Source organism: [Bacillus] selenitireducens MLS10, from assembly GCF_000093085.1.
Taxonomy (GTDB): Bacteria; Bacillota; Bacilli; order Bacillales; family Salisediminibacteriaceae; genus Salisediminibacterium; species Salisediminibacterium selenitireducens.
Window position 1 is genome coordinate 3043818 of the sequence record NC_014219.1, and the last position, 25562, is coordinate 3069379.

A 25562-nucleotide genomic window follows, 5' to 3' on the forward strand; every position below is an offset into this window, starting at 1 on the left:
TCCCCTTTTACTCGTCAAGAATGTCTTTCACCCTGCCAACCGTCCCGTCCGTCAGCTTCACTTTGATGCCGTGCGGGTGAGTGGCGGATTTCGTCAGAAGACTCATCACCGTGCCTTCTGTCAACTGACCGGTTCGTTGATGCGGCTTCTGAACAACGCGCACCTTCGTTCCGGGTTGAATGGCACTTCTTTTCGTTCCATTATTCATAGGTTTTTTCCTCCATCATAATCGCCGTCAGTTTTTTCACGATCCTCGGATCAAACTGTTCACCGGCATGCCGCTTGATTTCTTCGAGTGCTTCCTCACGGGTCCGCTGTTCCCGGTACGAGACATGCCTCATCAGTTCATCCATCACTTCCGCAGCCTGCAAAATCCGTGCACGGAGCGGGATATCGTGGGCTTTCAGCCCATTTGGATACCCGTTCCCGTCCCACCGTTCATGATGTGCAAGGACGTCTTCCGCGATGGGGGCATATTCCGAGGCGGCACTGAGTATACTGTACCCGATTTCCGGATGACGCTCAACTTCTTCGCGTTCCTGGGGCGTAAACAGTCCCTCTTTCTTCATGATCGCTTCATTGATGGCAACCTTCCCGATGTCATGAAAGATCGCCGCTTTATAAATCGTCTGCCGCTCCTCATAGGAGAGCCCAAGGAGCTCACCAATTTCAACAGCCAGTTTCCCGACGGCAGTCGCATGATCTTTCTCATCCGGATACCTGTCGAAAAAGTGGTCGAGGAGCTGTTCGATCATCTCTTTTCGGATCACCGGACGATTGGACACCTTGTCCTGATACATTTGGTGATCCGCTTTTCGAAGAATCTCATAAATATCCTCTGTTTCATTCTGCTTTGTCGCAAAACCGGTGGAGATGGAAACATTCACACCCTTGATCATCTTCATGGCAAGATCATTCTTTAACCGGTTCAGTCGATTTTCCGCAACTTCAGGCGAAATTCCGGGTAACAGCACCGCAAACTCATCACCGCCGATTCTCGCAATCACATCGTGATCACGGAAAGTGTTCTTCAACGCTTCCGTCGCCTTCAGTAACAGGGCATCCCCGGCATGATGACCAAAGGCGTCATTAATCAGCTTCAACCCGTTTACATCAAGCATGACGATGGTAAAAGGCAAATTCCGATGCGAATCAGTCCTTATGAGTTCCTCTTCAAAAAAGCGCCGGTTGTAGAGCCCGGTCAGCTGATCGTGGTAGCTTAAATACTCGATCTCAAGATTGCGTCTCTTCTGTTCAGAAAAATCCCTGAAGACAATCACAACACCGGAAGGGATACCTCTCCGGTTTCGGATCGGCGTTACCTGATCTTCAATCGGATATTCCGTCCCGTTTCTTGAGCGGAGGGTTTTTCCCCCGCTCATCTCAAGGGTTTCGCCGCTTGAAATAACCCGGTCCGCAAGGTCGGTTACAGGCTCTCCCGTCAATTCGTCTTTGATGACATAGACTTGGGCAAGGGAGCGGCCCTTCGCTTCCTCCTGCGTCCAGCCCGTCAGCTCTTCCGCCACCTGATTCATGACTTCGATCTCACCGGATTTATTCGTCGAGATCACGCCTTCCCCAATCGAGAGGAGCGTGGTTTTGAACTGTTCTTTCTCAAGGTACAGCGCTGACTCGAGTTTCTTCATCTCCGTAATATCAATGTGCAAACCGATAATCATCCCTGAAGGTCGGCCGTCTGTATCCCGGAGCATCTTGCCTCTCGACCAGATCCACGAATAGGTGCCGCCCTTTCGCTTCATGCGGAAGACGTTCTCATACAGACTCTCTGTATCTGAATGGAAATAATCGCTGAACTGTTGCCTTGCAACAGCCTGATCCTCCGGACAGATCAGATCGCCCCAGGCTTCTTCAAGATTTCCGGGAACGTCATTTCGAAACGCCGTTGTATCATAACCGAGCATGGAGAAGTACTCTTCACTGCACCAGAGCTTTTCAGACCGGTGATCATATTCCCACACCCCGGTGTTGGAGATTTTCATGATCGAGTGATAACGTTCTTTGATCGCCCTGGACGAAAATTCCGCATGCTTTCGTTCCGTTATATCGATATCAAGCCCCCGAAAGCCGGTTCGGTTACCCGCCTGATCATATGTGGGCCGTCCGTTGATGAGCACCCAGATGACCCGTCCGTCTTTGGCCGCCTGCCGCATCTCCATATTCCCGATCTCCCTGCCCTCTGCAAGAAGTTCTGTGGTGAACGCCTTTGCCTCATCCCTTTCATTTTCAACGCACATGTCGTAGATCATTTTCTTTCCGATAATCTCTTCCGGCTCATAGCCGAGTACGTTTTTGACACTCTGGCTGATATACGTATGCATACCGTCCAGGTTCATTTCCCATATATAGGAACGACTGTTGGCCGCCATATCCATAAACCGTTCCCGGTCCTGTTCATAGGAATCCAGGGTCGCACGCAGCGCACGGCGATTCAGCCATCCGTGGAGGATGACTGTTAACAGGAGCACAGACATCACTGACAATAAGACCCATTCAGTCATCGCTCATCCCCTCTTCCGTCTGCTGATTACGCATATTGTATCATTTTCTGAAGATTTTGAAAGCAATCATTCCTCTTTGACAGGTTTACGGGCCAAAAGACTTGCAATCAAACCAAGGACAGGAAACAGATACATCAGCAAGATGATCTCCGTGTACCCGCCAAACAGATCATACGCAAATCCAAACGGCAGAGGCCCGAAGGCAGAACCGATGACCGTCATCGTCTGTGCAATCCCTTTGATGCTGCCGATATGTCCGCGTCCAAAGTAGTCAGGGAAGATATAGGAGATGACAATCCGTTCAATGCCGCCGACCATGCCCCAGATAACCCCGAACACCACCGCCATCAGCAGGGAATCGGTAAGGAGCAGAACCGTCAGAAACAGGACCTGTCCGGCAAAAACAAAGGCGAACACGACATTTGCCCGCATCTTCTCCAGAACAAAACCGGCAGCCATTGTCACAGGAAAGCCGACTGCGGCCATCAGACTGAGAATAAATGCCCCCTGCGTCGGAGTAAGACCGCTGCCTCCGAGAATGGAGATGAGGTGAAAGGTCAGCCCCGTGTTCAGCATCGATGGAATCCCGACACAGAGGAGCAACAGCCAAAAGGCCCTTGTTTTCTTCGCCTCCTGCAAGGTCCAGGAAATATCCGATACGGCCTTCTTCCCCGGTTCAGGGGTCGAGAGTTCCGCCACAGAGGCGCGATTATCCGGTAAGAGTCCGATGTCTTCAGGCTTATCCTTCATAAAGAAATACACAATCGGCACAAAAATAACGAGAATCATCAGGCCGAGAACCCGCCAGGCCCACTCCCAGCCAAACCCTTCAATCAGCCAGGCCACCATGGGCGGGAACAGGGTCGAACCGGCAAAACCACCGATCATCATCAGACTGAGCGCACGGCCTCTCTTTTGAATGAACCACTGTGGAACGAGCGTGTTTCCAACGAGTGTCATCGATCCCTGACCCAAGAGCCGGATCAGAAAAAAACCGATAAAGAGCATCCAGGGAGCCACGACAAAACTGTTCCAAAAGGCGGCCAGTGCCAGCAAAATACTCACAGCAAGGGATACGTTCCGGGTTCCGTATTTATCGATACTTGCCCCGACTTTATAAAGCAGCATCCCGGCAAAAAACGTCGCTGTCGAATAAATCCCCGAGACAAGCGAGCGTCCCCAGTTAAAGTCTTCTATGTAATAATCAATAAAGATTGCATTGGAATACGTCTGTCCTGCCCCGGAAAAAAAGAGACTCAGGCCGCCGATCACAACGATATACCAGCCGTAAAAAAAGACCGGCTTTTCTCCTTGCACGTTCATGTACGCCTCAACTCCGTTTCCTTGATTTCTCACACTCAGCGTTCTTTCAGATCGCCCGTTTGATCGTAGCATACATTTCACCGGATCGGGTAACCGTTTGAGCTTGACTTTCATTTTCTTCGTATGATATCGTTTACATAAATCGTTTTGCACACGTGTGCAAAACCCGTAATCGCAGATAAATGGAGGTGATCCGTTGGCGACAATCAAAGAAATTGCCCGGGCTGCAGGCGTCAGCCATTCCACCGTATCGAGGGCGTTGAATGATTCACCGCTCATCGCTGAAGGAACGAAAGAAAAAATCCGCCAGTTGGCTTCGGAAATGGATTTTGAAGTGAACCATGCCGCACGTTCTCTGAACAGACGGGTCAGTAACGTCATCGGCATTGTCACACCTCCCTTCTTCGGTGATATGAAGAGCGAGCTTTTTTTCGCATCTTTAACCGATCAGCTGATCCGCGCCCTGCAGGATGAGGGGTATCTGATCAAAATGGAGTACGGCGGTGCTGAAAACGGCCGTGTAAGAAAGCTCTCCCGAGGCAGGAATGTCGACGGGCTCATCATCATCGACAAGGATCTTCCAAAATCGGATGCAGCGTTTCTCAAGTTTGAACAGATGCCGGTTGTCTTCTTGCACTACGAACCGGAACAGTTCACCCCCGATGAAGTGTATCTCGTCAAGACAGATCATCATACGGGTGGCTTTCTTGCAGGGGAACATCTCCTGGAAAATAACCGGAGGCGGCTCATGTCCCTCACCGCCAAAGACGGCGTCAGCATCGAGTACACGGAGCGGACCGACGGTTTTTTGCACGCACTCAAGACGCATCGGGCGCCGGATCCTGTTGTCCTCAAAACAGCTCTCTCATTCCATGCGGCTTATGAGACCGTCTCAATGACGCCTGCAATCGCAAAACGGGAGATCGACGGCCTGTTCGCACAGACGGATATCATTGCCCTTGCAGCCATTGAGGCCATGAAGGATATGGGGGTCCGTGTTCCTGAAGAGATCGCCGTCGTCGGTTACGACAATATTGAGATCGGCAGCTATTTCAAACCCCATCTCACCACGATTGAACAGCCTGTAAGACCGATGGTCGAAACCGCCTGCAGGCTTCTTTTGGAACAGATGTCCGGCAAAAATCCGCCTTTTCAGCATGTGCGGATCAAACCGACGCTCATCAAACGGGATTCGGTTGTGGCATCATCTTAAAATACCGACACTACATGAAGGAGGCAATACCATGCATGAAATTGGAGAACATCTGACGACGAACACTGGCTGGGACATTATCAAGAACCGCTATGAGGCAGCGCAAGCCATCACAGAAGGCAGTAATTTTATGATCGGAAACGGCTTTATGGGTTACCGGGGCACGTTTGCCGAGGACGGGAAAGATGCCTACGCCGCCTGTATCGTCACCGATACGTGGGATAAAGCCGACGGCAAATGGGAAGAGCTGAGTACCGTGCCTAATGCCCTTTTGACATTGCTTCACGTTGACGGCGAACCTTTCATCATGTCTGAAGAGGCGGCATCCTTTGAGCGGACACTCGACCTCTCGCAGGGCGTCACGTCCCGCAAGGTTTCCCAGAGGATGAAAAACGGGGCCACCATCACCATTCATGAAGAGAAATTCGCGAGCTACAGGAAAAAGCATGCCGTACTCATGAAATACACCGTTGAGAGCGATCAGGATACCGATGCTGTGCTCGATACAGGCATTGACTACGACGTCTGGAGCATTAACGGGGATCATCTGCAGGGGCATCATTACTTCTCGCATCCAACAGGTGACGGTGTCACGGCCAAAACGGTCTCCTATGAAGATACGGTTACCGTTGTGGAAACGTGCAGCCTTGATGCGGACGCCTCTGAGGAAGACTATCAGAACCCGGACGGATCCGGGAGAACCTTCTCATTAAGCCTGGAAGCCGGAAAACCGGTCACCCTTGAGAAGGCCATGATTATTTATTCATCCAATGACGTGGACAATCCGCAGGATGAAGCGCTCCTGGAAGCCAAACATATGCAAAGCTATGAGGAGGAGAAAGCGGCAAATCGATTGGAATGGGACAACCTCTGGTCGCATTACGATGTAACGATCCAAAACAATATCATCGATCAGGTGGCACTCCGCTTCAACATTTATCATGCCATTATCGCGACGCCTGTTCACAAGAGCCTGCCAATCGGAGCCCGCGGCCTCAGCTGTCAGGCCTATCAGGGCGCAGCGTTCTGGGATCAGGAAATCTATAATATGCCCATGTATCTCTACAGTAACCCGGAGATTGCCCGGAACATTCTCAAGTACCGTCACCGCACCCTCGACGGCGCAAGGAGAAAGGCGAAGCGCCTTGGCTATGAAGGTGCCTATTATGCATGGATCAGCGGCAAGACCGGTGATGAACTCTGTCCGGACTTCTTCTTTAAAGACGTCTTAAGCGGCCGTGACATCCGTAATCATTTCAACGACTGGCAGATTCATATTTCTCCAGACATCGCCTATGCCGTGAAGAAATACCATCAGGTGACCGGGGACGATGCCTTCATCCGTGATTACGGAGCCGAGATGATTTTTGAAATTGCCCGCTTCCTCGCTTCCCATGCCGTCTACAAGCCGATGCGCGGACGCTATGAGTTTATGCGGGTTCAGGGTCCTGATGAATACCATGAGAACGTCGATAACAACGCCTTTACGAACCATCAGGCCATGTTCACTCTGCAGGCGGCGGACGAGCTTCTTCAGACCCTCGATGAGAAAACGCTCAGCGCTGTCAAAGAGAAGATCGGGCTCTCGGACGACGAGATCAGTCTCTGGCGGGACATGCTTGCCAACACGTATGTGCCAAAACCGGACAAGCACGGCATCATTGAACAGTTTGACGGCTACTACGATCTCGAAACGATCATTCCGGCCAAAAAAGTCACCGAACGTCTCATCAAAGAAGACGAGTATTACGGCTATCCAAACGGTGTCACCGTCAGAACGCAGTGCATCAAACAGGCGGATGTCATTCAGCTGTTCGTCCTGCATCCGCATCTGTACGACCGAAAGACGGTTGAACTGAACTATGAGTTCTACGAGCCGCGGACGCTTCACTTTTCTTCTCTCAGTCCGTCAAGCTACGCCATCGTCGCAGCTCAGATTGACAAAGTGGAAGAAGCCTACCGCAATTTCCGCAAGTCCGTCATGATCGATCTGTTAAACACGAACGAGGCCGTCAGTGGCGGCACGTTCATCGGCGGCATCCACACCGCCGCAAACGGCGCCTCCTGGCAGATGGTCGTCAACGGCTTTGGCGGTCTGTCTGTCCACGGTGATGACATTCACCTGAGTCCCCGTCTTCCTGACGCATGGGACGGTTACACGTTTAAAGCCATCGTCAAAGGACAGACCCTGGAAGTGGACGTAACGAAAGAACAGATCACGATCACAAACAAAAGCGAGGACCGCAAGCCGCTTACGCTGCATATATTCGGCGAAAAATCTGTCCTCGATTCCGAGCGCATCACCAAGTCCCGCTAAACCGCAAGACCCTATAAATTCGTGCCTGAAAGACCCGGTTCCCTCACCGGGTCTTTCATTTTTGGGGTATACTGAGACAAAGGGGTGATTGTTTATGAGAGATGACATATACCGGGATCCTCTCCCACTGAAAGGCCGGCGCTACATCATCACCGGCGTCAGCCGGAGGATTGGCATAGGGGCAGCAATTGCAAGGCAAATTGCCGCTTGGGGCGGCTCTGTGATTCTGCACCACTATGGCACCCACGATGAAGAGCAGCCCTGGGGCGGAGACGACATTGACGCTGTAAAAAAAGACATCCGGGGCTATTTGACAGAAAACGCAACCCTGCATGACTCATTCGGCGACCTTCAGGATCCCTCAGAGCCTGATCGCTTCTTTGACACCATACTGTCCCTCGGTGTTCATGTGGACGGGATCATTCTGAACCATGCCCTGAGCGGATCTGACGGCGCCATTGGCGATCTCACGGCAGAGATGCTCGACAGGCATTACGCGATCAATACCCGGGCGACGATGCTGTTAATTCAACACTACGTCAGGCATTTCGGTCAGAGCGGCAACGGCCGTGTTGTGATGATGACATCGGGCCAGGGAATGGGACCGATGCCTGGTGAAGTTGCCTACAGTCTGTCGAAAGGGGCACTCGCAGGCATCACCCTCACACTCTCTGATCAGCTCAGTCGTCAAGGGATCACCGTCAATACCGTGAATCCGGGTCCTGTCGACACCGGATACCTCTCTGAGGAGGACTGGCAAACAGTCAGACGCAAATTCCCTTTCGGGCGTTTTGGAGAACCCAAAGACCCTGCACGCCTCATCGCATGGCTCGTCACCGATGAAGCTCACTGGATCACCGGACAGGTGATCCATTCCGAAGGCGGCTTTGCCAGATGGCGCGATTGAGTTTTTTTTGATTCCCATTCTCCATCGAAACCGAATGACACAAAACCGGCTCCCTAACGGGCCGGTTTTTTTCGCGTTGACTCGGATATCGATCATTGATGATTTCATGCACGTTTGATTGACATTTGCCCCATTGGGACCGATTAAAGGGTTTGTCCCTCGAATCGCACCTTTCATTATGACAACTTTTTGAACATTTTTGTTTTTATACATATTTGTTTCAAAACCACTTGCAATTCATTTTTAAAATGATAGTATGAATATCAAGACGTCTAATTGATAATGAATCTCATTATCAATTAGTAAGAATCGATTCTATATGAGAATCATTATCATCTTCACCGCGCGGTACCATTTCAATCTGGGGGAGCATCATGCGATCACTTTTTCTTTCCCTGATCCTGATCGGACTGGCTTTCACCTCCCTTTTCATCGGGGTTGGCAGTCTGTCCATTACGGATCTTTTCACCATGTCCGAGCAACAGGCCCAGATTTTCTGGACCAGCCGTGTGCCCCGCATGCTCAGCATCCTTCTTGCTGGCGCAGGCATGGCCATCGGCGGATTAATCATGCAACAGCTGACACAGAACAAGTTCGTCTCACCGACAACGGCAGGCACGATGGATGCGGCCCGGTTTGGGATCCTGGTCGCCATCCTTTACTTCAACAGCCATTCACCTTTGATTCAGATGGGTGTTGCCGTGACCTTTGCCATTATCGGTACGCTTCTGTTTATGCAGATCCTGAAGCGTGTGAAACAGAAAGATCCGATATTCATTCCCCTTGTCGGGTTAATGTTTGGCAATATCATCGGATCGATCACGACCTTTATCGCCTACAGCAATGACCTGATTCAGAATATGACCTCCTGGCTTCAGGGGAACTTCGCCACGATGATGACCGGCTCCTATGAGCTTCTGTTTCTCGTCGCGCCCCTCGTCGCCTTTGCCTATTTCTTCGCGAACCGGTTTACCGTCGCAGGCATGGGCGAAGACTTCTCACGGAATCTCGGAGTGAATCACGGGTTCATCGTGAACACGGGTCTCATCACAGTCGCTGTCATTACGTCCGTCGTTGTCGTAACCGTCGGGATGATTCCGTTTCTCGGTCTTGTTGTACCGAATATCATAGCCATTTTCATGGGCGATCACGTTCGCCGTACATTACCCGTCACCGCGATGGCGGGTGCCATCTTCGTCTTAATCTGTGACATGATCGGACGGCTGATTATTTATCCCTATGAGATTCCCATCGGCCTTACAGTAGGCGTCATCGGCAGCGGGCTCTTCCTGTTTTTGTTGATAAGGAGGGCTCACTATGGGAACTAAAACAAAATTCATTCTTCTGATCGTGTCCGTCACGGTGCTGTCTGTTCTCTTTATGACGATTTCATCCGGCGGGCATTGGGAATACATCCTGCCAAGACGCGGAAGGTCCCTTCTCGCCATGATCCTGACCGGATCTGCCATTGCTTATGCAACGGTGATCTTCCAGACGATTACGAACAATAAGATTCTGACGCCGTCCATCATCGGCCTCGATTCATTGTATATGCTGATTCAGACGTTTATGATCTTCACCTTTGGTTCCATGAGTGTCTTCATGACAACGGCGTCTGTCAATTTTGGCCTGTCTGCCGGGATCATGGTCGCCTTTTCTTTCGTCTTCTACCGCCTCTTATTCAGAGGGGAAGGCAACAAACTGTATTTTCTGCTTCTGATCGGCCTCGTGCTCGGTACGTTCTTTTCGAGCCTGACGACCTTCATGCAGGTGATGATTGACCCGAATGAGTTCCAGGCGATTCAGGGTCAGATGTTTGCAAGCTTTAACAATATCAACCGGGATCTTCTCGGGCTGTCGGCGGTTCTGTTTCTCGTACTGCTTCTGCCCATCCGAAAGGAAATGAAGACCCTCGACGTCCTTTTACTCGGGAAAGATCATGCCGTGAATCTCGGCGTATCCTATAACCGTGTTGTAAAACGGCTGTTGGTCCTTGTTGCTGTCCTGATCTCCCTCGCCACCGCTCTCGTCGGACCGATTACCTTTCTCGGACTGCTTGTGGCCAACGTGACCTATCAGATGTTTCAGACGTTCGAGCACCGGATTCTCCTGCCGGCGAGTATGCTCGTCGGTGTGCTTTCACTCGTGCTAGACCAGCTGATCGTGCAGCATGTCTTCACGTTCAATACGACACTCAGTGTCATTATCAACTTCATCGGCGGCGTTTATTTTCTATACCTGTTACTAAAGGAGCGAACGTAAATGATGCAAGCAATGAATCTCTTCAAGCGTTACCGGAACAAAGAAGTCGTGAAAGACGTATCCGTTTCGATTCAAAAAGGGACCATCACCACCTTCATCGGCCCAAACGGAGCAGGGAAAAGTACGCTGTTGTCCATGGTCAGCCGGCTCATCACCTCTGACGCCGGTCAGGTGTCCATCGACGGCACCTCCAGCTCATCCTATAAAGACCGGGACTTCGCCAAAAAGGTTGCCATTTTAAAGCAGTCGAACTTCATGAATGTCCGGCTTTCCGTCCGGGATCTCGTCTCCTTCGGCCGCTTTCCCTACTCACAGGGCTATTTAAACGATCAGGACTGGCAGAAGGTCGACGAAGCCATTCATTATCTCGAACTTGAAGACCTTGAGGATCAGTATCTCGATGAACTGAGCGGCGGACAGCGGCAGCGTGCGTTCATTGCCATGGTCCTCGCCCAGGATACGGACTATATCCTCCTCGATGAACCGCTGAACAATCTCGATATGAAGCATTCGGTGCAAATCATGAAGGTTCTTCGGAAAATGGTCGACGAACTGGGAAAAACCGTCGTCATGGTCATCCATGACATCAACTTTGCCTCCTGCTATTCGGATTACATCGTCGCGATGAAAGACGGAGAAGTGATGAAGGAAGGCTATAAATGCGATGTGATTCAAAGCGGAATACTAAAGCGAATCTATGATCTCGATTTTCACGTCCAGGAAATCAATAACCAGCAAATCTGCGTCTATTTTTCATAATACTGCTCATCAACCATAAACCATCAAACCTTTGGAGGGATTTACAATGAAACAAACGAAATTGCTTAAAGCCATTCTCGGCGGTCTGACGATCACCATGATGGGATGCGCCAATGACGAACAGGCTGCCGATGCCGGAAACAGTGAAGAAACGAATACATCAAACGAAGAAAACGTCCAAAACGACGAAGAATCCGGATCCGCCTACCCGATGACTATCACCCACGAGCTCGGGGAAACCGTGATCGGGGAACGCCCTGAAGCGGTTGTTGTCTTTGACTACGGTGTCGCGGATATCATGCTTGAAATCGGCGTGATGCCAACCGGTGTGCCACAGGGCAATATCCCGTCGTATCTCGATGCCCTTGAAGGCGACGACATTGAAGATGCCGGAACACTTTTCGAGCCGGACTTTGAGGCGATTTACGGCATGGATCCGGATCTGATCATTATTTCCGGCCGTGCGGCTGATGCGTATGATGATCTGTCCGAGATTGCCCCGACCCTGTTTGTCTCCGTCGATACGTCGGATTACATGAACAGCTTTGAAGAAAACGCCCGCCTGATCGGTGACGTGTTCAACGAAACGGAAACCGTCAGCGATCGGCTTCAGGACATTCAGATGGCCCTTGAAGACGTCAAGGCATTAACAGACGGCATGGAAGAACAGGCCCTGATTCTGATGACCTCTGAAGGTCAGCTGAGCGCCTACGGACCCGGCTCTCGATTCGGTATTATCCATGACGATTTCGGCATCCCCGCCGCGGATCCGGGCATCGATGAAGCGAATCACGGAATGAATGTTTCCTTCGAGTATGTGCTCGAGACCAATCCGGACTATATCTTTGTCATGGACCGCGGTGCCGTGGTCGCACCGGGGGAAGGCGAGACCGCCCAGGAGACCCTGGCCAATGATCTCGTGATGAACACGACCGCTTATCAAAAGGATCAGGTTATCGAACTTCATCCGGAATACTGGTATATCTCTGCCGGTGGCCTGACATCGGTATCGGAAATGATCAATCAGGTAAAAGACGGTCTGAAATGAGAAAATCCCGGTGGCCAATGGCCACCGGGAATGTTTCAGTTTAAGTAGGATTCCACAGCCTGTGTTACTTCGTAGGCGGTGTGATCGAGCTTAGAATTTTCGAATGCATGCTCACATTTGGCTTTATACGCCATGTCCTCATCATAGTGAGCCAGGTGTTTGGCGATGACGGAAGAAGCATCTCCCCGCTCAACCTGCCGTTCTCTCAGCGTTTGACGGTCTGCATAAATAAACAGCCGCACAACTTTACTGCCGTAGAGGTCCTTCAGAATCTGGGCTCCTTCGGTATTTAATACAAGATAAATACAGCCCTTCTCCTGGAAACGTTTTTTGACTTCCATTTCTTTAATGCCATACTGATATCCGTTGATCCGCACGCTCTCAAGGAATTCCCCTTCCTCTTTGGCCGCACGAAATTCGTCATCGGTGATGAAGTAATAATCTCTTCCCTCCACTTCATATGAACGCTTTGGTCTCGTTGTATAAGAGATAACGCCTTTCATTTGAAGTGTGCTTTGAGCCACGAGGTTCGCAATTGTCTTTCGCCCTGAACCATCGGGACCTGTGAAGACAAAAATCATCTCCTGATCTTTTAAATCATACATAATATCTGATCCTCCCCATTACGATTTTCAGCCGAGCATATAAAGCTCACGTTCACCATTATACGCGAGGAGGCATGATAAATCTTGTATTTTGCGATATTTTCATAAAAAACTTCTTATTTAAAAGGCCCGGATTCGTCTGCGGACGTCACCTCATACAGACAATGCAAGATGCATCAGAAGCGCGTCCTCATAAACGCCATTAATCAAAAAGAAGTCAGGATAACGGCCCGTTTCCACAAATCCGAGCTTCCTGTAGAGGCTGATCGCCCGCTCATTATCGGCCTTTACCTTCAGATGAAGATGCCGAATCTGACCGGACTCCTTCGCTTCACTGATCAAAGCCTCGATCATCGCGTTCCCGACACCCTTGCCCCAGCAGGCCTTCTTCACCGATACCGCAAGCTCGGCATGATGCGCGATCCGCTGATTGTCCGAGGCCTGATAGCTCGCCACCGCCACCAGCTCTTCCCCCAGAAAACCGGCAAGCATGCACGCACCGGGGTCTGCCTTGATCCTCGACAGAAAAGTCGCTTCCTCATTCTCCGTCATCGGCACACCGTTTCCGTCGATGAGGAGATGATCCGTTTCCGAGCCGACCTGCTTCAAGTAGGCAAGCAGCATCCCTGCATCTTCAGGTTCCGTTTCTCTGATCTTCACAGACATGCTGCATTCCCTCCTGTTTATACGGTTTTGAACTGAAAGACCGTTTCTTTCTGATAGATATCGCCTTTTCGCAAGATCGCATCACCAAGGGCATTCGGACGGTACTGGGTCTCGATGCAGATGCCCTGGTACTTCACATACTCTTCTCTGTCAAATTTGTTCCCCGTATAAATGACAACGGCCTCGTCATCGGTCGTGACCTCAAGCCGAAGGTCAGGAGACTCAAGCACAATCTCCGGTGTGACGGCTTTATTGAGGAGGAACGGATGATCCACGCCCCCGCCAACCTGCGTCATCTGCGGATGTGCGGCCTCCGGTAAAAACGACAGGTCTCTCTTTGAGCGAAAGTCGAAATCCGGTTCATCGTCCACCTGAACAATCCGCTCCGGAATATCCTCCTCATCGAGAAACAGCACCCGATCGGCGTCAATGCTGAGCCTGTGGTCTGTCACTGGCCGCGGCGCTCCGGACAGATTGAAATACGTATGCTGCGTGAGATTCAGCGGTGTATCGGCACTAGACTCGGCCGAATAGCTGATGATCCAGCGGTTCTCATCGGTCACCTCATACGTCACGGACACTCTTACATCCCCTGGATACCCGCCATCACCGTCCGGACTCAGGATCGTGCAGACGACTTTGTCCGGAGCTGACTGATGCAGCGTCCATTCCTGCTTGGATAAACCGGCTTCGCCGCCGTGCAAATGATGCTTTCCTTCATTCGCCGGCACCGTGATCACCGATCCGTCCGGCATTGTAATGATCCCTTCTTTCTGCCTGCCCGCTGAGCGCCCGACAGCCGCACCGAGATAGTACGGATTCGTTTTATACCGTTCCTCATCTTCATAGGATACGACGACGTTTCGCTTTTTGCCGTTGCCGTCGGTCAGCCAGAGATCCGTGACACAGGCCCCTGTCGGAATCACCCGCATCTTCATCGTTCCACTCTTGTTTTCAATGATTACGCTGTTGTCTGATGCATGCATAGAACCACCTCCGGATTATTCAGGCGCGGAAAGGTTTCAGGCTGTGATTGATCGCCTTCGTTGCCCCGTACACCTGCTGATACTGCGTGAACAGGTCACGGTAGAGCGCCCGGTTTTCTGCGACCGGTTGATAGTGGTCCTGTTCGTCCACAAACACCGCCGCGCAGTCCTTCAGATTCTCAAACCAGCCGACGCCGTATGCGGCAAGCATGGCTGCTCCCATTCCCGGGCCTTGTTCACTCTTTAATGTTACCACTTCCGCGTCGAAAATGTCTGCCTGAATTTGCAGCCAAAGCGCGCTCTTTGCCCCACCGCCAATCGAGATGATCTTTGAGATGACCTTGCCCTTCTCGCGGAACGTCTCAACGGTTTCATTCAGTGAAAAGGTAATGCCCTCGATCACGGCTCTTGTGAAATCACCGCGGGTATGGCTCGCCTGAATGCCTGTGAACGTGCCGCGGATTTCACTGTCCGGATGCGGGGTGCGTTCCCCGACAATATACGGGGTGAACAATAGTCCTTTCGCTCCTGCAGGAGACGAGACCGCTTCTTCAATCAGTGCCCCAAACGGCGTATCCGGACTGAATGTGTCCTTGTACCAGCTGAGGCTGTAACCGGCGGCAAGTGTCACACCCATGGTATAAAACACATCCGGCGCCCCGTGATTGAAATAATGCACACTGCCGGCGAAATCTTTGTCACCGGACGCTTCATAGGACAGGACAACCCCGCTCGTTCCCGTTGAACAGAGGGTGACCCCCTCTTCGAGAATACCGGATCCGATTGCCCCGCAGGCATTATCGGCACCCCCGGCAAAGACCCTGCACGTAACGGGCAGTCCGGTTTCTTTTGCGGTCTGTTCGGTGACCGTGCCCGTCTGACCATGAGAAGCAATCAGCGGAGGCAAAAGTGACAGCGGTATCCCGTTTTTCTCTGCCATTTCCGTGCTCCACTCTTTTTTGGCCACATCCAACAAAAGCGTGCCTGCGGCATCTGAATAATCCATATGCAGCTCACCTGTGAGCTGCAGGCGGACGTAATCTTTCGGCAGGACAAACACCGCCGCCTCTTTGAAATGCGACGGTTCATGCTTCTTGACCCACATCAGTTTCGGGAGGGTGAAGCCCTCAAGGGCTGGATTCTTCGTAATGGCGTGAAGACGGTCGAGTCCCACATTGGCTTCGATCTCCCGGCACTCTGCCGTCGTTCTCGTGTCATTCCAGAGAATGGCCCGTCTGATTGGACGGTGCTCGTTATCGAGGAGCACGAGGCCGTGCATCTGACCTGAAAAGCTGATCCCCTCAACCGTATCCCCTTCAGGAAGACGGTCCATCACCGTCTTGATTGCTTCTTTTGATGCGTTCACCCAATCATCCGGGTCCTGTTCACTGTAGCCGGGGCTGTCGTGATAAATTGGATAAGACACCGACGCCTCGTCTCTTACCGTACCGTCTTTTGCGACAAGCAGCACTTTGACCGCGCTTGTTCCTAAATCCACACCTAAAACACTGTTCATCTGATCCACGCTCCTTATTATAAATTTTGCATAACCATGTCTTCTTTTCATTGCCCTGATCTGTCAGAAAAACATGCGGACAGTGTATACACGGATCCGCATGTTCAAAAGGGGGTTACTATTAAATCTTACACGGACAGGAGATACTGATTCATGCGGGCTTTGATCTTCTCAAGCTGCCCGGACTGAAGATCGACGTTGTCGATATCGAGGGCATGGGCTTCAAGCTCTTTCAGGCTCGTCTTCCCTGATACGATTTTTTCACCGATTCCGGTTGTGAACGTCTCATAGCGCTTGTCGACAATCGATTCAAAGAACTTGTCATCGATCATTTTCTGAGCGACCTTAAGGCCTACGGCAAAGGCATCCATGCCGGCAATATGCGCGTGGAAGAGGTCGTCGGTTTCAAACGAACCGCGTCGGACCTTCGCGTCAAAGTTCAGTCCGCCGCGACCGAGTCCGCCGTTCTTCAGAATCTCATACATCGCGAGGGTCGTCGCGTACAGATCCGTCGGGAACTCATCGGTATCCCAGCCGAGAAGAAGGTCACCCTGATTCGCGTCGACGGATCCGAGCATGCCGGACTCGCGGGCGGTACGGAGTTCATGTTCAAACGAATGACCGGCAAGGGTCGCATGATTCGCTTCAATGTTAAACTTAAAGTGATCCTGAAGGCCGTACTGATAAAGGAATGACGTCGCCGTCGCCACATCGAAATCATACTGGTGTGTCGTCGGTTCTTTCGGCTTTGGCTCAATCAGGAACTGGGCATCAAAGCCGATTTCCCTGGCGTAATCGATCGCCATATGATAAAGGCGGGCCAGGTTATCGAGTTCAAGCTTCATATTCGTGTTCAGGAGGGTTTCATAGCCTTCCCGTCCACCCCAAAAGACGTAGTTCTCGGCACCGAGCTCTTTTCCGATTTCAAGACCTTTCTTGATCTTCGCCGCTGCAATCGCATACACATCCGCGTGACTTGAAGTGCCGGCTCCGTGAGTAAAGCGCGGGTTTGTAAAGTTATTCGCCGTGTTCCAGAGAAGCTTCGTCTTGCTCGTCTTCATGTAAGACTGGATCATCGCCGTGATTTCATCAAGGTTCTTATTCGTCTCGCGCATCGTAGTGCCTTCAGGGGCGATGTCGATGTCGTGGAAACAGAAGAACGGAGCATCGATTTTCTCAAAGAATTCAAATGCGGCCTCCACTCTCGCTTTCGCCTGATCCATCCCGGTGAGATGATCCCAAGGGCGTTTCGCCGTTCCTGCACCGAACGGATCACTGCCGTCTCCGGTGAAAGTGTGCCAGTAGGCAACACCGTAACGGAGGATATCTTCCATCGTCTTGCCGCCGATTTTCTCTTCCGGATTATAAAATTTAAACGCGTACGGATTGTTCGATTCTCTGCCTTCGTACGTTACTTTTGAAACCTGATCAAAATAGCTCATGTGTGTATTCCCTCCATAAAACAAGTATTTGATAAACCCAGTCTAACAGGTTATACTTAGTTTGTCTATTGAATTAACTAAGTTTACCGAAAAAAGTTGAAACGCTTTCATGTTTACCTGTCTGCCGGTGAAATTGCCATTTTCCGCCGTGACAGGTACAATAGATGCTGATTCAGAAATGGAACGTTCAGAAAAAGGGAGACATCGACATGGCCTCATATCAATTGGAAGTGAAACAGCAAAATAAAAAGCTCATCCTGAAAACCGTCTATCAGCTTGAACCGATCTCACGGGCAGACTTAGCAAAAGTCCTCTCATTAACGAAAGCCACGGTCTCCAATCTCGTTGATGAACTCGTGCAGGAGCATTACCTCGAACAGGTCGGACTCGGAAAATCGAGCGGCGGGAGAAGACCGCTCATGCTGAAGATCAATGAAAAGGCCGGTTACACGATCAGCGTGGACATCGGCGTCAACTATATCCGCTCCATTTTAACCGACCTGAAGGGCGGCATTATGAAGAAAGCCGTGGAGACGACGGATACAAATGTGTATGAGGACACGATGCGCTACATTGAAACAATGGTCAACAACCTCATCAATGACATGGATGACGCACCGTTCGGACTCGTCGGCATCGGGTTTGGTGTCCCGGGGCTTGTCGATTCCGACGGGACCGTTATCTCCACACCGAATCTGGACTGGCAGGAATCCGATATCCGAAAACGGTTTGAAGCAGCCTTTGACGTGCACGTCATTGTCGAAAATGAAGCCAATGCCGGCGCTTTTGGAGAGAAGTCATTCGGTGAAGGGATCTCATCAGACCACTTCATCTATATTTCCGGCGGAATCGGCATCGGCGTCGGTCTGATTTTTGACGGGGTTCTCTACAGAGGACGGAACGGCTTTACAGGGGAACTCGGCCACACGATTATTCAAATGGACGGCCTGACATGCAGCTGTGGAAAAAAAGGATGCTGGGAGCGGTATGCGTCTGAACTCTATATTCTCAAAGAGTATGAGAAGCTGAAAGGGATGCCGTGGCATCAGCTCACCCTTGAAGAGGCTGTAACAGAAGCCGCTGCAGATGAAGACGTCCGGGCCATTTTTCACCGTGCGGCAAGGCACTTCGCCATCGGTCTGACGAACATCATCAACAGCTTCAACCCGGAAAAAATCATCGTCGGCAACCGCCTCACCCAGGCAGAGCAGTATATGCTGCCGGTGATTGAAGAGGTGATCGCCGAAACAGCGATCTCCCCGATTGCAAAGGGCGTCGGGATCCATTTTAACAACACCGATCAGCTCGCAACGGTACTCGGTCTGTCTGCGTTCTCCATCGAACGCTTCTTTGACCGCGAGTTCAGCACCTGATTATCGTCAACAACCCAACGACTAAAGTCGTGGGCTTGTAAAAGCCCCTGTTGACTAGCCTAAGTCTTTCGAGGACTACGTTGGATTGGTCACGACACCTTACGGTGCGGATTCTAGCTGTAAGCCCTGTCGCTTGTGATTAAAAGCCCGAACGGGTTGTGGGCGGTGTTGCAAGCGTAAAAGCCTTTCCAACATTGGCGAAGAATACCTGACTCCTGAAAGGAGGTACACGTTATGTTCGTGTACGTATTAAACAAAAACGGCCAACCTTTAATGCCGTGCAAACCGAGAAAAGCACGATTATTGTTGAACGAAAAGAAAGCAAAAGTTGTGAAGCAAACCCCTTTTACGATCCAACTGCTTTACGGTTCAAGTGGCTACAAACAGCCTGTTTCATTGGGTGTGGATGCCGGAACCAAGCACATCGGATTCAGCGCACCGACGGAGAAAGACGTGTTATTTGAAGGTGACGTTCAACTGAGAACGGACATTCAGGATAAACTGGCAACAAGACGGCAGTACCGACGATCAAGAAGAAGCCGAAAAACAAGGTACAGACAACCGAGATTCGACAATCGAAAGAAAGAAAAAGGATGGCTTGCCCCTTCCGTGCAACATAAAGTGGATTCGCATATCCGTTTTGTTGAAAAAGTCCATGCGTTGTTGCCGATCACAACAATAACAGTTGAAGTGGCACAGTTTGATATTCAGAAAATCAAAAAGCCTGAAATCGAAGGGGAAGGCTATCAACAAGGCGATCAGTTTGGGTTTTGGAACGTCAGGGAGTACGTGTTTTTCAGAGACAACCATCGTTGTCAGCACTGCAAAGGGAAGTCGAAAGACAAGATACTGAATGTTCATCACATCGAAAGCCGTAAGACAGGCGGTGACAGCCCTGACAACCTCTTAACGTTATGCGAAACGTGCCACAAGAAGATTCACCGTGAAGGATTGGAACACCTCTTTCAGCGAAAGAAAAAACCCTTTCGTGATGCTTCGCAGATGGCGGTCATGCGTTGGTTTATCTACAACGGGCTGAAAGCCCGCTATCCTGATGCGAAGCTGACGTATGGTTATCTGACGAAGAATACCCGCATAGAACACAGCTTAGAGAAATCTCATGCTGTCGATGCCCGTTGTATCAGTGGTCATCCGACGGCAAAACCAAGCGAAGCCACGTATCAGTACAAGCAGGTTCGCAAGAACAACCGGCAATTACACAAGACGACGATTTTAAAAGGCGGGATTCGCAAGGCAAACAAAGCGGAACGTTTCGTGAAAGGTTTCCAATTATTCGATAAGGTGCTTTGCGAAGGGCAACCCTGCTTCATTTTCGGGCGACGAAAAACAGGGTCGTTTGATTTGCGATTGCTCGATGGCACAGTTATCAGCAGGGGGAAAAGTTATAAAAAAATAGCGTTAAAAGAAAAAGCCACGTCGTGGCTTGTTGAAAGGAGTGAAACCGTCCACATTCCTCCCCATGAATGAATTCGGGGGTTTCCGGTGGACGTATCTCATGAAATGACAGAATACGAAAGCCGGACGCCTTCCATGATCGGAGGTGCCCGGCTTTTTTGTTAATGATTGTCTCCTCCGTTCTCAGCCCGTCCTTTCCCGGAACTGCTTTCGGTAGCGGGCAGGCGTCATGCCCGTTACCTTGTCAAAACGCTCAGTGAAATACTCCGGACTGCCAAAACCCGTTCGTTCGGCAATCTCCTCAATCCTGCAGTCGGTCTGACTGAGCAATCTTCTGGCATGTTGCACCCGGACCGTCACCAGATAATCTTTGTAAAGGACCCCGAACGTGTCTTTAAACAGCTGACCCAGGTAAACGTGATTGAGGTAGAAACGGCCGGCGATGGCCTTCAGTGTCAGGGGCTGATCATAGTGCTCGTCAATATACGTCTTAATCTGATGAATCGTCCCCGGAGTTTTTAGGGGATCAAGTGCTTTTCGTACGTCGCGAACGTCGATCGGTGTCCGAATGACAGCCGAGGCGCCCTCTGCCAATCCTTCCCGGATCAGGTCCTCTCTCTTTTGATCCGCCACCAGTACGATTCTGAATGACGGACAGGCCGAAGCCTCCAGCACCGTCCGCACCTGTCCTTCTTTCACCAGATTTGTTCCTGTAATCAACACATGCACTTCTGCGGATTTCAGGGTGTCGATGATTTCTTTACCACTGCCCGATTGAAGAAACCGGTACCCGTTCACCCCTGCGTCTGACAAAAAATCGCCGAGTTTTCGTGCATCGGGCTGTTCGATGTGTGCGATGATCACTTGTGACATATCATTCTCCTCTCTCAGACCGGTGTTGCTCCGCATTGACGTAAACGCTTACAGACTGTATGATGAAATCACCTTAATTTAATCATTAAACTAAGAAGGCGTCAACCGCTTCCTCCATTCCCTTCCCGCGTCGACAAACAAAGCCATTCGTGGTTTACTGATACTGATAACATTGTTCTAAAAGAAAACTTGGCATGTCGTAAAGCCTTCGTTGCACGTATACGATCATTCTGTAACGGAGTGAATCATTCCTATGGCAGTAAAAAGGAGAAAAGCCGATGAGAGGACCGCTGAAAATACCAAACACGCTCCGCAACCAGATCTTGATCCTCTTTTCGTCGGTGATGGTCGTGGTGCTTCTGACCGCAGGACTTCTGACGTATAATCTCGTGACGGATATTTTAAAGGAGAATGCTGAAAACCAGCTCGAGCAGACGGCGCAGGAACAGCTGAACAGGATTGATTCCCAGTTCGAGACCATCGACCTGATCACCACGCAGATCGCTACCAACCCTTCCGTCCAATCGATCCTTACGAGCCGGCAGGACGGCCTGATCCCGACGTTCACACAAAGGCAGTCCATGCAGGAAATCGTCAACAACTACCAGGCCTATACATCCGGCATGCCTTCCTTTGAAATGTATTTCCCGAATTATGCCCGGCTCTATCCGTTGAATGAGCTGCAGCTTCCGATCCGGATGGACAGCACGTGGGTCGAGTTGGCGGAGGAAGAAAACGGACGGATTATCTGGGCCGGCTCCGACCCCCTCGACGAAAACGCCTACCTCACGATCCGGCAAATTAACCTGATCGACCGCGATTTCTCGAGAGGCGGGTACCTTGTTACGAAAATTGACCGGAATTATTTCAACCTCGAAAGCCGCCTTCAGGCCTATGAAGAGACGGACAACCTGGCGATTCTCTTTGATCAGACAGGCAGCTACATCACATCGAACCTCGAAGAAGACGTCCTCGCCGGTCTGAACGTCGCCGAATCCGAGCGGACGGTCCAAATCGAAGGTGCTGAATATTTGCAGGTACAGGTCGAGAGCGCACAGACCGGCTTTATGCTGTCTCTTTACACACCGTTGAACAACCTGCTTGCCGGCATCACCGGTATCGGTACGGCCATTCTCATCGCAGGTTCCGTCGGGCTGATGGTATTCACTGTCACCAGTTTTCATATTTCCCAGATCATCACCGCCCCGTTGGAGAGACTCACCGCAGCAATGAAGCGGGCCCGTCAGGGCGAGCTCGAGACAACACCCGACATCTCTTCCACGACGGAGATGAATGAACTGAACCATTCCTATAATGACATGGTCGAACGGACGAACCATCTCATCCGTGAAGTGTACGAGAAAGAACTGATGCAAAATCAGGCCGAACTGAAAGCCCTTCAGGCTCAGATCAATCCTCATTTTCTCTTTAATACACTCGAAGCCCTCTACTGGTCCATTGATGAAAAAGACCCGGAGAGTGCGGAAATGATCATTACGATGTCCGATTTATTCCGCTACACCATCAGTGACTCCGCTTCCTCAACGGACTGGGTGACGTTGGAAGAGGAAGCTGCACATATTGAAGACTACCTCCGGATTATGCAGCTGCGCTTCGGCGATGAGATGACGTGGACCATCGATCTGCCAACAGAATTGGCACACCTCCCGGTTCCGAAACTCTTGATTCAGCCCATCGTCGAGAATGCGGTGCTTCACGGTATCAGTCAAAAATCCGAGCGCGGTCACATTGCCATTACCGTGCAGCGGATGAATGAATCACCAAAACGGATTGCCGTCACCGTCACCGATGACGGCGTCGGAATGACTGAAGCGACGAAGGAAGCACTCTTTCATGAAAACCGGCATACAAACAGTCATGTCGGCCAGACGGGTAAACGGATCGCGATGATCAACTGTCTCGAGCGTCTCATCCGTAATTACCCGGATCACGAGATGGGCGACGCCATTCAAGTCGTCAGTGAACCGGGTCAAGGAACGACTGTGACCCTCTGTATCCCGGAGAAAGGAGGCACCGCCTCATGACCGCAAAACCGCTCTCGATTCTGATTGTCGATGATGAACCCCGTTCACGAAACGGTGTCAAACGGACCCTTGAAGCCAATCTCATGGAACTCTCCGAAATCCGGACCGCTGCAAACCCTCACGACGCCATGGACCACATTCGCACGAGTCACGTGGATCTCGTCATCACCGATATCCGGATGCCCGTCATGACAGGACTCGAACTGATCGATGCCCTTCAGGAACAGTCCGGCGAGCTCTTGTTCATTGTCATATCCGCCTACTCGGAATTCGACTATGCCCAGCGTGCCCTCGAACTCGGTGTCATCCAGTATTTACTGAAGCCCGTCCAAAAGCAAAAGCTGCTCGACGCCGTTCAGAAAGCCGCGAAGAAAATCCAGGATCACAGGCAAATGGGTCGGGTCACGAAGATGATCGATCCCTCGCTCCCCTCTTTTCGTGAGAATCCCGATACCTATTCTGAACCGATCCTCGAAGCGCTGCACTTTATCGACGATCACCTTTCGGACAAGATCGGCATAAAAGACGTTGCGGCAACGGTTCACCTGAACCCGAACTATTTAAGCGCCCATTTCAAAGAACAGGTCGGCATGACCTTCTCTGAGTACCTGACCCGAAAGCGGCTCCAGTACGCCAAATCGCTGCTTTTGAACTCGTCTTCGACCGTGGCGGATATCGCAGACAAGTCGGGCTACCAGACAGCCAAGTATTTCGTCAAGATCTTCAAAGAATACGAGAAGATGACACCGAGCCAGTTCAGAAAAGCCAACCGGTCATCGTCATAACCTGATAAAAGTGGTATTTCATGTGATGATCATGACCTTATGACAGCGCTTTCTTCACGGTATACTTACCGTAGATTCACTCAATAAACTAAGTCAAGGGGGATTCATCAATGGAAAAGAAAGCGCTTAAAGGATTAACGGCACTGTCAATGGCTTCACTGGTTACGCTCGCTGCATGCGGCACGGACAACACCTCGGAAGATGCAGGCGCAGCCGGCGTAAATGACGCAGGAAACACAGACACCGCTGAAAACGGCGACGCCGATAAAGAGGATGTGACGCTCGATTTCATGCACCTCTGGCCACAGGGCAGCTCACCGGACCACTACAGAATCGTCAGTCAGATCATTGAAGAATTCGAAGACATGCACCCTCACGTGACCGTTGAACTCGAAGTTCTGGAAAATGAGCAGTATAAAAACAAGATGCAGGTCATTTCATCGTCCAATCAGCTTCCTGACGTGGGCATGACCTGGCCGGCCGGTTACATGGAGCCTTACGTAAACGGCAACATGTTCGCGCCTCTTGATGACATTCTTGATGAAGACGGACTCCGGGACGATTTCGTCGCAGGTACCCTCGAAGCTTATGAAATGAACGGCGATTCCTACGCACTACCATTGGAACTGAACATCGCACCGGTTTTCTACAACAAAGCGATTTTTGACGAATACGGCGTGGACGTACCGGAAACCTTTGATGACTTTATGGATGCCATTGATACCTTCGTTGAAAACGATATGGCACCGATCGCACTCGGTAACCGCGACCGCTGGACAGGATCGCTCTGGTACATGTATCTCGCAGACCGCATCGGTGGACCGGATGCACTGAATGCAGCCATTGACCGAAGCGGCTCCTTCGAAGACGAGCGACTCATTGAAGCGGCAGAACGTACCGTCGACATGGTCCAGAGTGATGCCTTTATCCGCGGATTTAACGGTCTGTCCGACCAGGAAGCGAAATCCGAATTTATGAACAGCAATGCAGCCATGTACCTGATCGGATCATGGGATCTGCCGAACTACACAACCAATGAAGAAGTGCCACAGGAATTCCGCGACAACATCGGCTTCTTTAAGTTCCCTGAAGTTGACGGCGGAGATGGCGACATCAACAGCTGGGTTGGCGGACCGGGTGTAGGCCTGTTCGTGGCAGAGAACTCCGACATTCAGGAAGAAGCCAAAGCGTTCGTCAAGTACTTTGCTGAAGAGTGGGGCAAGTATTCCGTTGAAGATGCAGGGGTGATCCCGGGCACGCAGGTGGATACCGATGCAGTTGACCTCCCGGATCTGTTCGTGGAAGTCCTCGATGAACTGAACAATGCGTCGAACATCACCCTGTTTGCTGACGTGCAGATGAGCGCAGGCGTTGCTGAGACACACCTGAATCAGATTCAGGCACTGTTTGGTGAAGCTGTGACACCGGAAGATTTTGCCCGGGAACACGAAGAAGCTTTGTCTGACGAAGACTGATCACGTCAACGGCTGACCAGTCAATCCGGATT

Annotated in this window: 21 protein-coding genes; 12 read left to right on the plus strand and 9 right to left on the minus strand. The window is 51.0% G+C overall.

Annotated elements, in window-relative coordinates; translation table 11 throughout:
- Positions 1-7 precede the first annotated feature (7 nt).
- The 3 genes from BSEL_RS14300 to BSEL_RS14310 all read right to left on the minus strand — a co-directional run bounded on the left by BSEL_RS14300 (position 8) and on the right by BSEL_RS14310 (position 3842).
- Positions 8-208: a YwbE family protein gene (locus tag BSEL_RS14300; RefSeq protein ID WP_013173716.1), complete on the minus strand. Its 201-nt coding sequence runs from the start codon at positions 206-208 to the stop codon at positions 8-10.
- Positions 201-2519, minus strand: a complete 2319-nt coding sequence (locus BSEL_RS17220) for a PAS domain S-box protein (protein ID WP_013173717.1) — start codon at positions 2517-2519, stop codon at positions 201-203. The genes BSEL_RS14300 and BSEL_RS17220 overlap by 8 nt, the downstream gene beginning before the upstream one ends.
- Positions 2520-2585: 66 nt before the next feature.
- Positions 2586-3842, minus strand: coding sequence for an MFS transporter (locus BSEL_RS14310; protein WP_013173718.1), 1257 nt, complete (start codon positions 3840-3842; stop codon positions 2586-2588).
- 196 nt (positions 3843-4038) lie between these two features.
- On the opposite strand from BSEL_RS14310, the gene BSEL_RS14315 reads away from it, so the two are divergent.
- The 7 genes from BSEL_RS14315 (at position 4039) to BSEL_RS14345 (ending at position 12348) form a co-directional block, all read left to right on the plus strand.
- Entirely contained in the window at positions 4039-5055 is a 1017-nt protein-coding gene (locus BSEL_RS14315) for a LacI family DNA-binding transcriptional regulator (RefSeq protein WP_013173719.1), read from the plus strand.
- 31 nt (positions 5056-5086) lie between these two features.
- Complete coding sequence (locus BSEL_RS14320) at positions 5087-7372, plus strand: 1,2-alpha-glucosylglycerol phosphorylase (protein WP_013173720.1); 2286 nt, start codon at positions 5087-5089, stop codon at positions 7370-7372.
- A 94-nt stretch (positions 7373-7466) separates the two neighbouring features.
- On the plus strand, positions 7467-8279 hold the full coding sequence (locus tag BSEL_RS14325; protein WP_013173721.1) for an SDR family oxidoreductase: 813 nt from the start codon (positions 7467-7469) through the stop codon (positions 8277-8279).
- Positions 8280-8653: 374 nt separating this feature from the next.
- Positions 8654-9607: an ABC transporter permease gene (locus tag BSEL_RS14330; RefSeq protein WP_013173722.1), complete on the plus strand. Its 954-nt coding sequence runs from the start codon at positions 8654-8656 to the stop codon at positions 9605-9607.
- Complete coding sequence (locus tag BSEL_RS14335) at positions 9597-10541, plus strand: iron chelate uptake ABC transporter family permease subunit (RefSeq protein ID WP_013173723.1); 945 nt, start codon at positions 9597-9599, stop codon at positions 10539-10541. Before BSEL_RS14330 ends, BSEL_RS14335 begins: the two co-directional genes overlap by 11 nt.
- Positions 10542-11300: an iron ABC transporter ATP-binding protein gene (locus BSEL_RS14340; RefSeq protein ID WP_013173724.1), complete on the plus strand. Its 759-nt coding sequence runs from the start codon at positions 10542-10544 to the stop codon at positions 11298-11300. It begins immediately after the preceding gene.
- Positions 11301-11346: 46 nt separating this feature from the next.
- Positions 11347-12348, plus strand: a complete 1002-nt coding sequence (locus tag BSEL_RS14345; RefSeq protein ID WP_013173725.1) for a siderophore ABC transporter substrate-binding protein — start codon at positions 11347-11349, stop codon at positions 12346-12348.
- A gap of 35 nt (positions 12349-12383) precedes the next feature.
- On the opposite strand, the gene BSEL_RS14350 is transcribed toward BSEL_RS14345, so the two are convergent.
- From BSEL_RS14350 to xylA, 5 genes are all read right to left on the minus strand, one after another.
- Entirely contained in the window at positions 12384-12953 is a 570-nt protein-coding gene (locus tag BSEL_RS14350) for a guanylate kinase (RefSeq protein ID WP_013173726.1), read from the minus strand.
- Between the two features lie 153 nt (positions 12954-13106).
- Positions 13107-13619, minus strand: coding sequence for a GNAT family N-acetyltransferase (locus tag BSEL_RS14355; protein WP_013173727.1), 513 nt, complete (start codon positions 13617-13619; stop codon positions 13107-13109).
- A 17-nt stretch (positions 13620-13636) separates the two neighbouring features.
- Positions 13637-14605: an aldose epimerase family protein gene (locus BSEL_RS14360; RefSeq protein WP_013173728.1), complete on the minus strand. Its 969-nt coding sequence runs from the start codon at positions 14603-14605 to the stop codon at positions 13637-13639.
- A gap of 19 nt (positions 14606-14624) precedes the next feature.
- Positions 14625-16121 carry a xylulokinase gene (gene xylB / locus BSEL_RS14365; RefSeq protein WP_013173729.1) on the minus strand — a complete coding sequence of 499 codons (1497 nt, stop codon included), beginning with the start codon at positions 16119-16121 and terminating at the stop codon, positions 14625-14627.
- A 128-nt stretch (positions 16122-16249) separates the two neighbouring features.
- Positions 16250-17563 (minus strand): xylose isomerase, encoded by a 1314-nt coding sequence (xylA, locus tag BSEL_RS14370; RefSeq protein WP_013173730.1) that lies wholly within the window; start codon positions 17561-17563, stop codon positions 16250-16252.
- A 209-nt stretch (positions 17564-17772) separates the two neighbouring features.
- On the opposite strand from xylA, the gene BSEL_RS14375 reads away from it, so the two are divergent.
- A complete protein-coding gene (locus BSEL_RS14375) occupies positions 17773-18936 on the plus strand; it encodes an ROK family transcriptional regulator (protein ID WP_041582525.1) in 1164 nt (387 codons plus the stop codon).
- A gap of 234 nt (positions 18937-19170) precedes the next feature.
- On the plus strand, positions 19171-20424 hold the full coding sequence (iscB, locus tag BSEL_RS14380; RefSeq protein ID WP_013173732.1) for an RNA-guided endonuclease IscB: 1254 nt from the start codon (positions 19171-19173) through the stop codon (positions 20422-20424).
- A 111-nt stretch (positions 20425-20535) separates the two neighbouring features.
- On the opposite strand, the gene BSEL_RS14385 is transcribed toward iscB, so the two are convergent.
- A complete protein-coding gene (locus tag BSEL_RS14385; RefSeq protein ID WP_013173733.1) occupies positions 20536-21225 on the minus strand; it encodes a helix-turn-helix domain-containing protein in 690 nt (229 codons plus the stop codon).
- A gap of 278 nt (positions 21226-21503) precedes the next feature.
- Between BSEL_RS14385 and BSEL_RS14390 the strand changes: the two genes are divergently transcribed.
- The 3 genes from BSEL_RS14390 to BSEL_RS14400 all read left to right on the plus strand — a co-directional run bounded on the left by BSEL_RS14390 (position 21504) and on the right by BSEL_RS14400 (position 25530).
- Positions 21504-23270 (plus strand): cache domain-containing sensor histidine kinase, encoded by a 1767-nt coding sequence (locus BSEL_RS14390; RefSeq protein ID WP_013173734.1) that lies wholly within the window; start codon positions 21504-21506, stop codon positions 23268-23270.
- On the plus strand, positions 23267-24055 hold the full coding sequence (locus tag BSEL_RS14395) for a response regulator transcription factor (RefSeq protein WP_013173735.1): 789 nt from the start codon (positions 23267-23269) through the stop codon (positions 24053-24055). Before BSEL_RS14390 ends, BSEL_RS14395 begins: the two co-directional genes overlap by 4 nt.
- Positions 24056-24165: 110 nt before the next feature.
- On the plus strand, positions 24166-25530 hold the full coding sequence (locus BSEL_RS14400; protein ID WP_013173736.1) for an extracellular solute-binding protein: 1365 nt from the start codon (positions 24166-24168) through the stop codon (positions 25528-25530).
- The last annotated feature ends 32 nt before the right edge of the window (positions 25531-25562 follow it).